The following is a 14,567-nucleotide window of genomic DNA, read 5'->3' on the forward strand; positions in this document are numbered from 1 at the left end:
GATGCTTTATGATTTAAATCGCTCCGTCAGGGTTAATGCTTGTCACATCTTAACGAGCATCACCTGAGTGACGTCCTTATCTTAAGATGAGATAAAGCAGGCTGCCATCCCGTAAAATCTTAAGTGCCACAGAGCCTTTAGGGTCTTTAAGCTGTTCTTTTAAGGTTTTAAGATCGCTTATTCTGTCGCGGTTAATGCCAACAATCACATCACCCTTCTTAAGACCATTCATGGCAGCGGGTGAACCTTGGGCTACTTCTGTGATCACTATGCCGGATTTTTTGCTGTTTTCTAAATTAGCCCCTTGTAGCATAGGATGGATCCCGCCAGCTTCTGAGCTCACGGTAGCATCGGCTTCACCGAGCACCACAGTGATACTCTTAGTCTTATTGTCGCGAATGATGCCTAAATCAACTTTGGCACCTGCGCCAAGGGTGGCAACCTTGGCTCTAAGCTCCTGGAAGGTTTTGATTTTTTTGCCATTAACACTAGTAATAATATCCCCAGCTTTAAGGCCTGCTTTTTCCGCGGCACTGCCTGACATGACTTCATTAATAAAGCCGCCATGCTGAGTATCTAGACCAAAGCCTTTAGCAAGCTCCCTATCTAGGTCTCTACCTGAAATTCCCAATACCCCACGCCTAACCTCACCGTGTTCTATGATCTGTGCGACTAAATTGTTGACCATGTTCGCTGGGATGGCAAAACCAATACCTACGTTGCCACCGCCTGGGGCGACAATGGCGGTGTTTATCCCCATTAATTCGCCGTTTAAATTCACTAAGGCACCGCCTGAGTTACCGCTATTAATCGCCGCATCGGTTTGGATGAAGTTCTCCAGTTGTTCTATGCCTAGGCCGCTGCGACCTAAGGCACTGACAATACCAGAGGTCACGGTTTGACCTAAGCCGAAGGGGTTTCCTATGGCGACGGCAAAATCACCCACACGGATCTCTTCTGAATCAGTCTGTTTGATAGCGGTGAGATTCTTAGCCTCAATTTGCAGTAAGGCGATGTCAGACTCAGGATCGGTACCAATGAGTTTAGCTTTGACTTCGCGGCCATCGTACAAACCGATTTGAATGTCATCGGCCCCATTAATGACGTGATTGTTTGTGACTATGTAACCTTTGTTTGCGTCAATAATAACGCCAGAGCCTAATCCTCTGAACGGCCGTTCTTGGGTTTGTTCTTGTGGGCCATTAGGGCCGAAGAAGTGCCGAAAAATGTCGGGTACTCTTTGCTTAGAGACATGGGTGCCAGAGACGGCAACTGAGACCACAGCAGGCGTTGTTTTTTCCAGCATGGGGGCAAGGCTTGGTAGCATTTGGCCATTAACGCTTTGGGGGATGGCGGCGCTGGCACTCACGGGAATAAAAGGGCTGGATAAGCTGGCCGTTAATAATGCGGCTGAAAGTAGTGTTAATTTGGTTCTCATCAGTTCCTAACTCCTATCGTCTTTATATTATTCGCAATGACTGCGTTAAATACAATAATATGGTTAATTGTGTTTGTGGCAGTGCAGGCAGTTGTATTAGGGTGGCAGTCAGTTCAATACAAGCTGCTAGAATTGCTAAATCGGTTCATGGTTTTACTATACATTCGGAGCGGTTTTTATTTCAAAAGGTTCAGTCATTATTAACAAAGCTTAATTTTAACTGTGAGTTAGCAATGCTGACACCTTACTGAGTACTAGGCTCTCATGTTATGATCGCAGCTTATCAAAAGTTTAAGTGAGTGAAGCAGTGTCACAGTTAAGCCCTTGGCAACATTATCAGCAAGACCTTAAAAGAGATGATTTTTCCCATGATTTGGCACAAGAGCAAGCCGTAACAGCACTTCAGCGCGTGTATGAAGAGCTGATTGCTGCGACTAAACCAGCGTCAGGGATTGCTGCTTTACTCAAGGCTGTGACAGGAAAGAACAAGCGCGCCAGTGTGCAAGGTTTATATCTCTGGGGTGGTGTGGGACGCGGCAAAACTTACCTGATGGATACCTTTTTCGATGCCTTGCCGACAGAGGATAAACTGAGGGCGCATTTTCATCGTTTTATGCATCAATTGCATCATGATTTGGGTGAGTTAAAAGGGGTTCAGGATCCGTTACTGACGATTGCCAAAAAGATGGCGAAGCAATATCAAGTGATTTGTTTCGATGAATTTTTTGTGTCTGACATCACAGATGCCATGCTACTGGGGACCCTGTTTCAAGCCTTATTTAAAGAAGGTGTGGTGCTGGTCGCGACTTCAAATATTATCCCCGATGAACTGTATAAAAATGGTTTACAGCGGGCACGTTTTTTACCCGCCATTGCGCTGATTAATCAACACTGTCAGATTTTGAATGTCGACTCAGGTATAGATTATCGTTTACGTACCTTAGAACAAGCAGAAATTTATCATCATCCATTAGATGCTCAAGCCGATGTGAATTTACTGCAGTATTTCAAGCAACTGGCGCCGGAATCTGAAGTCTTCACTCACGCCTTGGATATTGATGGCCGTAAGATTGCCATTAGGCAGCAATCCCAAGGGGTATTGTTAGTGGATTTCAGGGCCCTATGCGATGGCCCACGTTCACAACGTGATTACATGGAAATTGCCCGTCTATATCACACTGTATTGCTCAGCGGCTTAGTGCAAATGGGGGCCCAACAAACCGGTGATGATATTGCCAGACGTTTTTTAGCCGTGGTCGACGAATTTTATGAACGTAACGTAAAGCTGATTATTTCAGCTCAAGTCTCACTTGAACAAATTTATACCCAGGGGCAACTCGACTTTGAATTTAGGCGTTGTCGTTCGCGATTAATCGAAATGCAATCCCATGACTATCTGGCGCTGGAACATTTACCTTAGTAAATACAGTGCAGAAGTTTGGGATAAGATAACCTGATGCAGTGTGGGGCGATAATGACTTTGCTTTTGTATGGTTTATTTCCGATTTAGGCAAAAAATCAGATGATTTTTAACTCAGGTTTGTCTATAATCCGCACCCTGCCCACGTTACTCCGCCATTGGGCGGAAGTTTTAAGCCAATATCAATGCTCGAAGGGGCATAGATCGGTAATTTTGTGTTGTTTGCAGGTGCATTCAACATGTGTGACAGAAAATTAACTTTGGGTTTTTGTAATAATGAAGACTTTTACTGCTACGCCAGAAACTGTAACTCGTGACTGGTTTGTTGTTGACGCTGAAGGCAAAACTTTAGGTCGTATCGCAACTGAAATCGCAATTCGCTTACGCGGCAAGCATAAGCCAGAATACACTCCACACGTTGACACTGGTGACTACATCATCGTTATCAATGCTGAAAAAGTGACTGTAACTGGTAACAAAGCTGCTGGTAAGATTTACTACTCGCATTCAGGCTTCCCTGGTGGCATTAAGCAAATCAGCTTCGAAAAGCTGCAGGCGCAAAAGCCAGAAATGATCATCGAGAAAGCAGTTAAGGGTATGTTGCCAAAAGGTCCATTGGGCCGCGCTATGTTCCGTAAACTTAAAGTTTACGCTGGCGTTGAGCATAACCACGCTGCACAACAACCTCAAGTTCTTGATATCTAAACGGGATTAAGCAAATGTCTGCAACTCAGTACTACGGCACTGGCCGTCGCAAAACATCTACAGCTCGCGTTTTCGCAAAAGCTGGTAGTGGCAACATCGTTGTTAACCAACGTCCTCTTGATGTCTATTTTGGTCGTGAAACGGCTCGTATGGTTGTTCGTCAACCATTAGAGTTAGTTGAAATGACTGATAAGTTAGACATCTATGTAACAGTGAAGGGCGGTGGTACTACTGGCCAAGCTGGTGCAATTCGTCACGGTATCACTCGTGCGTTATTGCAACTTGATGAAGCACTACGTCCAACATTACGCAGCGCAGGTTTCGTTACCCGTGATGCTCGTAAAGTTGAGCGTAAGAAAGTTGGTCTACGTAAAGCACGTCGTAAGCCACAGTTCTCTAAGCGTTAATCTGCTTTGGAATGCAAAAAAACCCAGCTTATGCTGGGTTTTTTATTGCCTGAAATTTGTAAAATGAGTCAGGGGAATAAGGAGATTGACATGGAATTTAAGATTTTAATGCTGGCGTTAGGTCTTGTCTTGGTACTTGAGGGCATAGGACCATTATTATTTCCTAATAAATGGCGTCGTTACTTAAAGGAGGTTTCTGAACAAAATCAGGACGTTCTAAGGCGATTAGGTGGTGCTCTGGTCACAGCAGGGTTAGTTTTATTGGTTATTTTTTCATAAAATACTTGCCTACCTCCCCCTAAAATCTGTTAAAATTCGACTTTATACCACAACCTTGCAGCAAACAATGGGCAAAAACGTAGTCGTTCTCGGTACCCAATGGGGTGACGAGGGAAAAGGTAAGATTGTCGACCTTCTAACAGAACAGGCAAAATATGTAGTTCGCTATCAAGGTGGCCACAATGCGGGTCATACCTTAGTTATTAATGGCGATAAAACAGTACTTCATCTGATCCCGTCAGGTATCTTACGTGATAATGTTAAATGCATTATCGGTAATGGTGTGGTTGTCGCACCTGATGCCTTACTGAAAGAGATCAACATGCTTAAAGAGCGTGGTGTTCCGGTTGAAGAGCGTTTACTTATCTCTGAAGCGTGTCCGCTTATCCTTCCTTTCCATTGTGCATTAGATATTGCTCGCGAAAAAGCGCGCGGTAATAAAGCCATTGGTACTACAGGTCGTGGTATTGGTCCAGCTTACGAAGATAAAGTCTCTCGTCGTGGACTGCGAATTGGCGATCTATTCAACGCTGAGCTTTTTGCTACTAAGCTTGCAGAAGTCATGAAATATCATAACTTTATGCTTACTGAGTACTATAAAGTTGAAGCCGTTGATTATCAAAAGACACTCGATGATGCATTGGCAATTGCCGATTACCTGAAGAGCATGTGTACTGATGTGACCGAATTATTGGATACAGCGCGTAAAGCGGGTGAGCCAATCATGTTCGAAGGTGCACAAGGTACGCTACTTGATATCGATCACGGTACTTATCCTTTTGTGACTTCATCAAATACTACAGCTGGCGGCGTTGCTACCGGTTCTGGTTTTGGTCCACGTCACTTAGATTATGTACTGGGCATAATGAAAGCTTACACCACTCGTGTTGGTGCAGGTCCTTTCCCAACTGAACTTTCTTGTGAAATTGGTGACTATATTGGTCATAAAGGTCAAGAGTTTGGTGCCACTACTGGTCGTAAGCGTCGTCCAGGTTGGTTAGATGCCGTGGCGATGCGCCGCGCCGTACAGATAAACAGCGTAAGCGGATTCTGCTTAACTAAGCTTGACGTATTAGATGGCTTAGAAGAAGTTAAAATCTGTGTTGGATATCAGTATCCTGATGGCACTGTCGAGACAGTCACGCCATTAGCAGCAGAAGGCTATGAAGAAGTAACCCCTGTTTACGAAACCATGCCTGGCTGGAGTGACATCACTTTTGGTGCCACTTCAATTGAACAATTGCCTGCAGCCGCTATCGCTTATATCAAGCGCATAGAAGAGTTGTTGGAAACACCGATAGACATCATCTCAACCGGTCCAGACCGAAATGAGACCATGATTCTGGTGAATCCGTTCAATTAATCAAAAAGGCCGCTTCTAGCGGCCTTTTTGTTAATCATGTACTGGCATTTTTGTTCAAGAAATGCGTTATAATGCCGATGGATATATGAAACTTAGGCATTACTGAGACATTATCATGTTAAGACTATCACTGTTATTATTGTGTTTATTGCAATCTTCCGCGATGGCAGAGTCACTTGCCGTTGATATTTATAGCAATGAACAACTAATAAAGTTATTACGTGATGGTACCTATCTGCACCGTGTTAAGGCTGATGAATGTCAGCTAGTGCAGGATATAGAAGCCAGAGCCGAAGTATTACAGCAGCCCTTGTATCAATTTTTGTGGGGCGAAATGCTCAATCAAGGTGTCTGTGTTAAGCAACATGCCTCCCGCGGAATGGCAATGTTGCGTACAGCTGCTGAACAGGGCAGCGCCGAAGCTATGGTAAAATTGGCTGAATACTATTACCAAGGTAAGTTGGTCATTAAAGATAAAGAACGAGCGGTGCAATACGCATTGCCGGCAGCAACCAATGGCAGTATCGCAGCACAAATGATGCTGGTGAGACTGTTTAGTGAAGGTCACGGTAGCTCGAGAGATTATCCATTGGCTTACCATTTACTGTACAACAATGTATTTGAAGACGAGGCAACACAAAATAAAGCCTTGTCATTATTGCGAGTTTTAGCTGCAAAAATGCCCACCAGTGTTGTGGAAAGGGCGCAGCAAGCTCGCTTCTCCACCCGTTAAGGCCTCAATGAAGAGGCAAAATATTTGGAAATTGAATGATCAACGATCCTCATTTTGAGAGAGAGCAAGACAAGTACGACAACCCCATTCCAAGCCGTGAGTTCATTTTAGAATACTTGCGCGCCCAAAAGTCACCTATTACTCGCGATAACATTGCCAAGGCATTAAATATCCATGATGAAGAGCCCTTAGAAGCCCTTCGTCGTCGCCTGCGCGCCATGGAGCGTGATGGTCAGTTAGTCTTTACTCGCGGTCAAAGTTACGGCTTGCCAGAGCGTATGGACTTATTGTCAGGCACAGTGCTTGGGCATAGAGATGGCTTTGGATTTTTTAAGCCTGATGAAGGCGGTGATGATCTATTTATCAATAACCGTGACATGCTGATGTATTTTCATGGCGATAAAGTGCTAGCGCAGAAAGCGGGTACAGATAGGCGCGGTCGCCGTGAAGCTCGCATTGTACGTTTGGTGCAACCACGCACAGCGGCCTTAGTCGGCCGTTATCACGTGGATGCAGGCATGGGCTTTGTCATCGCCGATGATAGGCGTATCACCCAAGAAATCTTAATTGCCAGTGAAGACACTCATGGCGCAAGAGCGGGTGACGTGGTTGTGGTTGAACTCACCCGTCGTCCCGGCCGGTTTGTTAAAGCGGCAGCGAAAGTGACCGAAGTGCTGGGTAAAACCTTGGCGCCAGGGATGGAAATTGAAATTGCCTTGCGCAATTATGATTTACCTCATACTTGGTCTGCGGTTATTGAGAAAAAACTTAAGCGTATTCCTGATGAAGTGACCGAAGAAGATAAATTAGACCGAGTCGATCTACGCCATTTACCCTTGGTCACCATAGATGGTGAAGATGCACGGGATTTCGATGATGCCGTGTACGCTGAGAAAAAACCAAGCGGCGGCTGGCGTTTATGGGTTGCGATTGCCGATGTGAGCCATTATGTGCGCACAGATTCTGCCTTAGATGAAGAGGCTCGTGCACGTGGCAACTCAGTGTATTTCCCGTCGCAAGTGATCCCTATGCTGCCAGAAAAGATATCCAATGGCCTCTGTTCGCTGATGCCTCATGTGGATCGCTTGTGCATGGTAGCGGAAATGACTATCGCCGCTAGCGGCAAGTTATCGGGCACTAAATTTTATCCGGCTGTGATGCACTCTCATGCGCGCTTTACTTACACCCAAGTGGCTGACATGTTAGAAGGCGGGGCTATTGCCCCCGAGCATGCCGCCTTGTTCCCGCATTTGCAGTGTTTACAGTCTTTGTATTTGACCTTAGATGAACGCCGCGCCGAACGTGGTGCCATCGCCTTTGAAACCTTAGAGACTCAGTTTATCTTCAATGAGCAACGCAAGATTGAAAAAATTGTGCCTCGCGGTCGTAATCAGGCCCATAAGATCATCGAAGAGTGCATGATTTTAGCCAACGTTGCCTCGGCAAACTTTGTTAAAAAACACAAAGGTGAGGTGTTATACCGGGTCCATGAAGCACCTTCTGAGCAGAAACTGGCAAACTTTAAAGAGTTTCTGGCAGAACGTGGAATAAGCATGGACGGTGGGCTTGAACCCACACCATCTGATTACCAAAATTTAATGCTAAAGATCGCCGATAGGCCCGATGCTGAATTGATTCAGGTCATGTTGTTGCGTTCTATGCGTCAAGCGGTTTACAGCCCAGACAATGAAGGTCACTTTGGCCTCGCGTTGGAAGCCTATTCGCACTTTACTTCGCCTATTCGTCGCTATCCCGATCTCGTGTTGCACAGGGTTATCAAATACCTGTTGGCCAAAGAAGCAGGTGAAACCAAAGATAAATGGACTCAGAATGGTGGTTACCACTACCTGACTGAAGAGCTGGATGCCCTTGGTGAAGAATGTTCAACCACTGAGCGACGTGCCGATGAAGCGACCCGAGATGTGAGCGATTGGCTTAAGTGTGAATACATGCAAGATCATGTGGGCGACAGCTTCGAAGCCGTGATTGCCTCTGTGACTAACTTTGGTTTATTTGTGCGCTTAAATGAGCTGTTTATCGATGGTTTAGTGCATATTTCAAGCCTTGCTAGTGATTACTATCAGTTCGATGGTACTCGACAGCGTTTAATTGGTGAAAATACCCGTAAAATTTACCAAGTGGGTGATGCGGTTTCTGTGAAGGTGGCTGCGGTAAACCTAGATGACAGGCAAATCGATTTGGTGATGATTGGCGATAATGTCAAAGGTCGAGCCAAATCTGGCGCTTCAGGGAGCCGTAAACCATTAACCGCCAGAGAAAGAACTAATCTGGAAGGCGCAAAAACTGATAAAAAATCATCGACTAAAGCAGCAGCGAAGTCCGATGCTAAGCCGCGCAGGAAAAGAAAACCGGCAAAATCAGCGGCAGAGTCTGGCAGTAAAAGCACGCAGAAAAAGCCTGCGACTAAGAAGCCTGCCGCTAATAAGTCGGCGCCTAAAAAAACAGTTAAAAAGAAACCCAAGCAGTAACTGCTCAGAGAAAATCATTAAATGAAAAAACAAGATTTTATATACGGTATCCACGCCATTGAGTCACTGTTAACTCATAGTCCAGAGCGTATTCTTGAACTTTGGGTGCTACAAGGCCGTGATGATGATCGTTTAGCGCCGCTGTTGAAGGCAGCTCAAGACTTTGGTTGCACCGCCCAGCGCGCTACTAAAAAAACCTTAGATGAAAAAGCCGATAGCAGCCAACATCAAGGGGTAGTAGCAAGAGTTCAGGCCGCTAAGGTTTTGGCTGAAAACGAACTTGATGCGCTTCTCGATAGCACAGAAGTGCCTTTTTTGTTGATTTTAGATGGTGTGACGGATCCACACAACTTAGGTGCCTGCTTACGTAATGCAGACGCTGCGGGGGTACAAGGCATCATAGTGCCTAAAGACAACTCAGCAGGACTTACGCCTACAGTCAGTAAGGTCGCTTGTGGCGCGGCGGAAACCGTGCCTTTGTTTCAGGTCACCAACTTAGCCCGCACCATGCGCCATTTACAAGACCGTGGTGTGTGGATTGTGGGTACCGCCGGTGAAGCCGATGGAGCGCTTTATCAGGCAGAGCTCACAGGACCGCTGGCGATTGCCATGGGCGCCGAAGATAAAGGTCTTCGCCGTTTGTCTCGTGAGGCCTGTGATAAGTTAGTTTCTATCCCCATGGCGGGCAGTGTATCCAGTTTAAATGTTTCTGTGGCCACGGGTGTGTGTCTGTTTGAAGCTGTGCGTCAGCGGATTAAGTAGAACATCAAGATTTAGCCAATAAAAAGCGGGCGCCCAAATGGCGCCCTTTTTTTATGTTTGACTCTTTTCAATACTGAACTGACTTCTAGGCTTCTTTACTGTTCGGCTCGATGTCGTATTCTGATTGATCATCAATAAAATCATCTTCAATCGGCTCATAGTCAGACAGTTCATCATCAAATTCGAATGCGTTAATATCTTCTTCATGTGGGTTGATCATTTGATCCTGAACTGACTCCATGTCTACCCTAGGATCGATTGCCGCAGCGTAAGGGGAAAGCACCAGATCGCCACCGCCCATCACATAATCCCCACTCACTTGGCGCTCACTCTTCTGACGGCTATTAATAAAGTGCAAGGCGATTAGCAATCCAAAAGCACAAACCCCCATAAAGACATACAGCATGGCGTCACCTAAGGCTTGCATCAAGCTAGAAGCAATTAAGGGGCCCACACTGGCACCTAAACCGAAAGTCACGAGAATAGTGGCGGATAGGCCGACACGCTCTTCTTGTGTGACTCGTGAATTTGCCAGTGCTGTGGCTAGGGGATAAAAGGTAAAGGCCAAGATGCCAAATAACCCCGTCAGTGCCAATGAATAGATTTCATTGTATGGCAGCATGGCGATGAAAAAGACTAAGATCCCTAATAAGGCGCAGTTGATACGTATTAATCGGCTTCTTGGCATGACATCGGACAGTTTACCCATGGGCCATTGCGCCAGTAGTCCTGCTAAAATCGTGCATGACATATACAGCGCGACTTCTTCTGGGGCTATCCCATGGCTGCTGGCATAAGCGGGGGCTAAACCATAAAAGCAGCCGACAATCATACTGCCTAGGGCGACAGTAGTGAGTGCTTGGGGCGCTTTACGCCAATAGAGCAACATATTAAGTGGTGCAGGAGTTAAGGGCGCAGGGTGAATACGGCGAGTAATGGAAATGGGCACTATGCATAAGGAAAAGCAGATAGCAATCAACAGCAGCGGCTCTATGCCAAGCTCTGGATAGAGGCTGATGGCGCCTTGACCCGCCATTAAACCCAAATATGACACTATCATGTAACTGGCAAATACCGTGCCGCGCTGACTGTCGTCCGACTGTTCATTAAGCCAGCTTTCGAGCACCATGTACTGACACATCATGCCCATACCCACAAAGAGTCGTAACACTAACCAAACGCTCAAATCATCGATTAATGCATGCCCCAATGCGGAGGCTGTCACTATCCCGGCACAGGCTACAAAGGCGCGAATATGACCGACTTGGGCGATAAGTTTATGGCCAAGCTTTGAACCTGCCACCAAGCCGACATAATAGGCGGACATCATGGCACCAATCCATAATTGTGGCACAGCCATCACGGTCAAACGTAGGCCTAGATAAGTCGTCAGTAAGCCGGCGGCAAGCACCATCAAGAAGGTGGTGCTGTATAAGGATGTAAAAGTGCGCATAGGGCTGACCATGGCTTAACTGCCTCCAATGGCATGGGAAAGGACAATAAACCTGAGGCTTATTGTCCTTATTTCAATAGGGTGTTTTGAAACTGTAGGAGATAATTATTGGAATGTATACAGCAAATTAAAGGTTGTTGTTGTATCTGTGCGCTGGCTATCTTGAGGAACATCTTGGGTATAGCGTACGTTCATGCCAATTTTAAACGCCCAATCTTGCAAGAAAGTGTTCTTATAGCTCATATCCAGTGTCAGGGTGTTGTTATCCAGACCGGTTTCAGCAGTGACGTCGGCGTTTAGGCTAGTATATTCCTGAAGTTTGACAGAATATCGAGCTGCTGTACGTAAAATGACCTCACGGTTTGCTCTAGGCTCAGGATCAGACAGTGTTGCCCTTGGCATATCGTAACGGTAACCAGGGCCGGCTTCTAGGCTTAGCTTTGTTTTGTAACTTTTGATCAAATCAAAACCATAACCCGTTGATAAAGTTCTTATTTCCGTAAATGAACCGAAGTCGTCCCAAGTGAATTCGCCACGGCCAAACACATAGCCTCGATTGAGCTTATAACTCGATTGCAAGAACAAATCGTATTTTTCCGAGGTGGTTTCTGTGCCATCGGCAGCGTAATAGACTTTAAAGGTACCTTCTTGGCGAGTCTTGGGGGTGTCATAGGTTAAGTAAGCGCGGCTGTTGAAGTTTTTTGACTCATTGTTGCCAGTATTGAGCTGTAAACCAGCTTCGACTTCGGCGGTGAAGTCGCTGGGTGGATCTTGATAATCCGGTGGCACTAAGGCCCAAGCCAAATTAGCACTTAAGCTGGACGTTAATAAAAGACCAAAAACTGCGAATACATTTTTCATTACTAAGGTTCTTCAATTGAGGGCAAGGCGGTGTGACCATATATGGGCCAGCAATGATACCCCTTTATCTAAAGTGGTGCAAAGCAAACAAAAGTTATTGCTTGAGTTTAGCCTTGAGTTTCTGTACTATCACGCGCCTAAATCAGTCACTTTAATTCGTTCCTTGCCTCTAACTTGGTCTGACTGAGCCAAAACGAGGCTACCTAACCGTAAGGAGCAATAAATGCGTCATTACGAAATCGTATTTATGGTTCACCCAGATCAAAGTGAACAAGTACCAGGTATGATTGAGCGTTACTCCGGTGTTATTACCGCTGCTAATGGCACAATTCATCGTTTAGAAGATTGGGGCCGTCGTCAACTGGCTTACCCAATCCAAGACCTACATAAAGCTCACTATGTTCTTATGAACGTAGAAGCTACTGCAGAGTCTATTGAAGAATTAGAAACAGCTTTCCGTTTCAACGACGCTGTTCTGCGTAACATGGTAATGCGCACTAAAGTTGCCGTTACTGAAGCTTCTCCTATGGCAAAAGCAAGAGACGAGCGTGATTCACGTCGTTCACCTTCTGATGACCGTATAGAAGAAGAAAGCGCTGAAGAAAACGCTGAATAATTTACTCTGTGAATAACCACTTATCGCTGTCTGGGACGATAACCCGTTCAAGACGCTTTGAAAGTCCAAGTGGCATTGCTCATGTAGTGGTGACATTGGAACATAAATCTCAGCGGTATGAAGTAGATATGTTGCGAAACGTCTACTGCCTAATCCAAGTGATATTGAGTGGTCCACGCTTTAACAGCGTAGCAGATGAATTAAAAGCAGGTATGCAGGTTGAAGTAGAAGGGTTTCTTTCACTACAACAAGGGCGAAATGGACAAAACCGTTTGGTCTTGCATGCTGAAAATGTCGAATTGAAAACTTAGGAGACTGTCAACATGGCACGTTATTTCCGTCGTCGCAAGTTCTGCCGTTTCACCTCTGAAGGTGTTGCAGAAATTGATTACAAAGATATCGTTACTTTAAAGAACTACATCACTGAAAGCGGCAAGATTGTTCCTAGCCGTATCACTGGTACTAGTGCTAAATACCAACGCCAACTAGCTCGCGCTATCAAGCGTGCTCGTTATCTTTCTCTACTGCCATACACTGATTTACATCAGTAATCGCAGTATTAATTCCTAATCGAATATAGAGGATTTGATAATGAACGTTATTCTACTTGATAAAATTGCAAACTTAGGCAGCTTAGGCGACCAAGTTTCTGTTAAAGCGGGTTATGCACGTAACTTCCTTTTACCATTTGGTAAAGCGGTTGTTGCCAACGCAGCAAACGTAGAAGTATTTGAAGCTCGTCGTGCTGAATTAGAAGCTAAATTAGCTGCTGAATTAGCCACTGCGACTGCACGTGCTGAGAAACTAGCTGCACTAGAAGCTGTTGTTATCGCTTCTAAAGCTGGTGATGAAGGTAAGTTGTTCGGTTCAATTGGTAACCGTGACATCGCTGATGCAGTAACTGCAGCTGGCGTTGAACTTGCTAAATCTGAAGTACGTCTACCATTAGGCGCATTGCGCACTACTGGTAACTTCGAAGTTGAAGTACAAGTACACACTGAAGTTAAAGCTGTAGTTAAAGTTACTGTTGTTGCAGAAGCTTAATTACCTTTAGCTCCAAAAGAAAACACCGCCAAATGGCGGTGTTTTTTTATGCCTAAATTCTAGCGGCTAAGCTTAGCGATTCAACTTACCAATGTGGGTGAGTTGGGCTGGGCCATTGAGCGGCTTATAAACATCTACCATAGTTGGATAAACCGTACTCCCAGGTACCACGACTTCAGCATTACAGAAAAATGAATAGTTCGTTCCTGACACAACTTGGCTAGCCACAGCCACGGGTGAATATTTAACCCCAACAAAATGTTCCATCGCATCGGCAAATGCAGCCTTGGCTTCTGGATTAATTTCACTGGTATAAGGTCCGAACGCGCCTAGCATTTGATTTGACATGGTATTACTCCATTAAATTTACTATCCATGATTTGCACATGTTGCCACGTGCTTTTTGGCTTGCATCACGCTCATCAAGCCCAGATAGAATCTAGTCATAGCTTAAGATAACGGCAATGTTGACCCAGCATAAAAAGCCTAAAATCATGCGATCTGTTGAGTTGCCATACGCGATTCTTGGGACCAAAGTAGGGTAGTTCAGCGTTTGATGTCATTAAGGTTACAGTTTGCTTGTGGGCATCTGGTTTGCCCATTACTATGCTCTGTTGACATCCGTTATGAGGTTAGTGTCTCGATTGGTGGCGACTATTGTTCTTTTCTGTAAGAAGGTATCCCTACGGACTCAGGTGTAGCATCCCCGCTGCTTAATTCAAGAGCTAGACTCGACCATTTAGCCAACCCCCTTCCATTGACTTCAGTGTTACCTTTCAGCTTTAATCCACTGGTATTAATTGGACTTTTCATTGTTTAATTTTGGATTGAGTTTTATTACGTTTTTTGCCCCAAAGCTTGTTTGCAAGATGTCCAAACTTAGTTTGGATCAAAGTCGCAGGGTTCCACTCTGCACTGGCCAAGAGGGGAAAACAACAGCATTCTCCCCTCTTGGAACACCCCTGTGCCGCCCGCGAAGTTGTTGATCCTCATATTC

At 45.4% G+C, this 14,567-nt stretch carries 16 protein-coding genes; 12 read left to right on the forward strand and 4 right to left on the reverse strand.

Annotation, left to right across the window (positions count from 1 at the left end; translation table 11 throughout):
• Positions 1–76: 76 nt before the first annotated feature.
• Positions 77–1,438, reverse strand: coding sequence for a DegQ family serine endoprotease (locus tag SDEN_RS02650; RefSeq protein ID WP_011494962.1), 1,362 nt, complete (start codon positions 1,436–1,438; stop codon positions 77–79).
• Between the two features lie 307 nt (positions 1,439–1,745).
• On the opposite strand from SDEN_RS02650, the gene zapE reads away from it, so the two are divergent.
• The 8 genes from zapE to rlmB all read left to right on the forward strand — a co-directional run bounded on the left by zapE (position 1,746) and on the right by rlmB (position 9,596).
• A complete protein-coding gene (gene zapE / locus SDEN_RS02655) occupies positions 1,746–2,858 on the forward strand; it encodes a cell division protein ZapE (RefSeq protein WP_011494963.1) in 1,113 nt (370 codons plus the stop codon).
• A gap of 276 nt (positions 2,859–3,134) precedes the next feature.
• Positions 3,135–3,563, forward strand: coding sequence for a 50S ribosomal protein L13 (gene rplM / locus SDEN_RS02660; RefSeq protein WP_011494964.1), 429 nt, complete (start codon positions 3,135–3,137; stop codon positions 3,561–3,563).
• Between the two features lie 14 nt (positions 3,564–3,577).
• Positions 3,578–3,970, forward strand: a complete 393-nt coding sequence (gene rpsI / locus SDEN_RS02665; RefSeq protein WP_011494965.1) for a 30S ribosomal protein S9 — start codon at positions 3,578–3,580, stop codon at positions 3,968–3,970.
• A gap of 90 nt (positions 3,971–4,060) precedes the next feature.
• The gene (locus tag SDEN_RS02670; RefSeq protein ID WP_041405984.1) at positions 4,061–4,249 is read left to right on the forward strand and encodes a DUF2065 domain-containing protein; all 189 of its coding nucleotides are present in this window, start codon (positions 4,061–4,063) and stop codon (positions 4,247–4,249) included.
• Positions 4,250–4,316: 67 nt separating this feature from the next.
• Complete coding sequence (locus SDEN_RS02675; RefSeq protein WP_011494967.1) at positions 4,317–5,612, forward strand: adenylosuccinate synthase; 1,296 nt, start codon at positions 4,317–4,319, stop codon at positions 5,610–5,612.
• Between the two features lie 115 nt (positions 5,613–5,727).
• Entirely contained in the window at positions 5,728–6,345 is a 618-nt protein-coding gene (locus SDEN_RS02680; RefSeq protein WP_011494968.1) for a tetratricopeptide repeat protein, read from the forward strand.
• Positions 6,346–6,380: 35 nt separating this feature from the next.
• Complete coding sequence (gene rnr, locus SDEN_RS02685) at positions 6,381–8,834, forward strand: ribonuclease R (protein ID WP_011494969.1); 2,454 nt, start codon at positions 6,381–6,383, stop codon at positions 8,832–8,834.
• A gap of 21 nt (positions 8,835–8,855) precedes the next feature.
• On the forward strand, positions 8,856–9,596 hold the full coding sequence (gene rlmB / locus SDEN_RS02690; RefSeq protein ID WP_011494970.1) for a 23S rRNA (guanosine(2251)-2'-O)-methyltransferase RlmB: 741 nt from the start codon (positions 8,856–8,858) through the stop codon (positions 9,594–9,596).
• Between the two features lie 85 nt (positions 9,597–9,681).
• Here rlmB and SDEN_RS02695 read toward each other — a convergent pair whose 3' ends face one another.
• On the reverse strand, positions 9,682–11,061 hold the full coding sequence (locus tag SDEN_RS02695; protein WP_011494971.1) for an MFS transporter: 1,380 nt from the start codon (positions 11,059–11,061) through the stop codon (positions 9,682–9,684).
• Between the two features lie 93 nt (positions 11,062–11,154).
• Positions 11,155–11,910 (reverse strand): DUF481 domain-containing protein, encoded by a 756-nt coding sequence (locus SDEN_RS02700; RefSeq protein ID WP_011494972.1) that lies wholly within the window; start codon positions 11,908–11,910, stop codon positions 11,155–11,157.
• A gap of 223 nt (positions 11,911–12,133) precedes the next feature.
• Between SDEN_RS02700 and rpsF the strand changes: the two genes are divergently transcribed.
• Genes rpsF through rplI form a run of 4 tightly spaced genes read left to right on the forward strand, consistent with a single transcriptional unit; the run spans position 12,134 to position 13,570 of the window.
• Positions 12,134–12,526: a 30S ribosomal protein S6 gene (rpsF, locus tag SDEN_RS02705; RefSeq protein ID WP_011494973.1), complete on the forward strand. Its 393-nt coding sequence runs from the start codon at positions 12,134–12,136 to the stop codon at positions 12,524–12,526.
• An 8-nt stretch (positions 12,527–12,534) separates the two neighbouring features.
• Entirely contained in the window at positions 12,535–12,837 is a 303-nt protein-coding gene (gene priB / locus SDEN_RS02710; protein WP_011494974.1) for a primosomal replication protein N, read from the forward strand.
• A gap of 12 nt (positions 12,838–12,849) precedes the next feature.
• A complete protein-coding gene (rpsR, locus tag SDEN_RS02715) occupies positions 12,850–13,077 on the forward strand; it encodes a 30S ribosomal protein S18 (protein WP_011494975.1) in 228 nt (75 codons plus the stop codon).
• 40 nt (positions 13,078–13,117) lie between these two features.
• Positions 13,118–13,570, forward strand: coding sequence for a 50S ribosomal protein L9 (gene rplI, locus SDEN_RS02720; RefSeq protein ID WP_011494976.1), 453 nt, complete (start codon positions 13,118–13,120; stop codon positions 13,568–13,570).
• Positions 13,571–13,642: 72 nt separating this feature from the next.
• Here rplI and SDEN_RS02725 read toward each other — a convergent pair whose 3' ends face one another.
• Positions 13,643–13,918, reverse strand: a complete 276-nt coding sequence (locus SDEN_RS02725) for a hypothetical protein (protein WP_011494977.1) — start codon at positions 13,916–13,918, stop codon at positions 13,643–13,645.
• Positions 13,919–14,567: the final 649 nt, after the last annotated feature.

Origin of the sequence: Shewanella denitrificans OS217, from assembly GCF_000013765.1 — a bacterium.
Classification (GTDB): domain Bacteria; phylum Pseudomonadota; class Gammaproteobacteria; order Enterobacterales; family Shewanellaceae; genus Shewanella; species Shewanella denitrificans.

Coding starts and splice junctions, on each gene's coding strand:
- SDEN_RS02650 (WP_011494962.1), bottom strand. CDS start 1,438: ATGAGAACCAAATTAACACTACTTTCAGCCGCATTATTAACGGCCAGC.
- rplM (WP_011494964.1), top strand. CDS start 3,135: ATGAAGACTTTTACTGCTACGCCAGAAACTGTAACTCGTGACTGGTTT.
- rpsI (WP_011494965.1), top strand. CDS start 3,578: ATGTCTGCAACTCAGTACTACGGCACTGGCCGTCGCAAAACATCTACA.
- SDEN_RS02670 (WP_041405984.1), top strand. CDS start 4,061: ATGGAATTTAAGATTTTAATGCTGGCGTTAGGTCTTGTCTTGGTACTT.
- SDEN_RS02675 (WP_011494967.1), top strand. CDS start 4,317: ATGGGCAAAAACGTAGTCGTTCTCGGTACCCAATGGGGTGACGAGGGA.
- SDEN_RS02680 (WP_011494968.1), top strand. CDS start 5,728: ATGTTAAGACTATCACTGTTATTATTGTGTTTATTGCAATCTTCCGCG.
- rnr (WP_011494969.1), top strand. CDS start 6,381: ATGATCAACGATCCTCATTTTGAGAGAGAGCAAGACAAGTACGACAAC.
- rlmB (WP_011494970.1), top strand. CDS start 8,856: ATGAAAAAACAAGATTTTATATACGGTATCCACGCCATTGAGTCACTG.
- SDEN_RS02695 (WP_011494971.1), bottom strand. CDS start 11,061: ATGGTCAGCCCTATGCGCACTTTTACATCCTTATACAGCACCACCTTC.
- SDEN_RS02700 (WP_011494972.1), bottom strand. CDS start 11,910: ATGAAAAATGTATTCGCAGTTTTTGGTCTTTTATTAACGTCCAGCTTA.
- rpsF (WP_011494973.1), top strand. CDS start 12,134: ATGCGTCATTACGAAATCGTATTTATGGTTCACCCAGATCAAAGTGAA.
- rpsR (WP_011494975.1), top strand. CDS start 12,850: ATGGCACGTTATTTCCGTCGTCGCAAGTTCTGCCGTTTCACCTCTGAA.
- rplI (WP_011494976.1), top strand. CDS start 13,118: ATGAACGTTATTCTACTTGATAAAATTGCAAACTTAGGCAGCTTAGGC.
- SDEN_RS02725 (WP_011494977.1), bottom strand. CDS start 13,918: ATGTCAAATCAAATGCTAGGCGCGTTCGGACCTTATACCAGTGAAATT.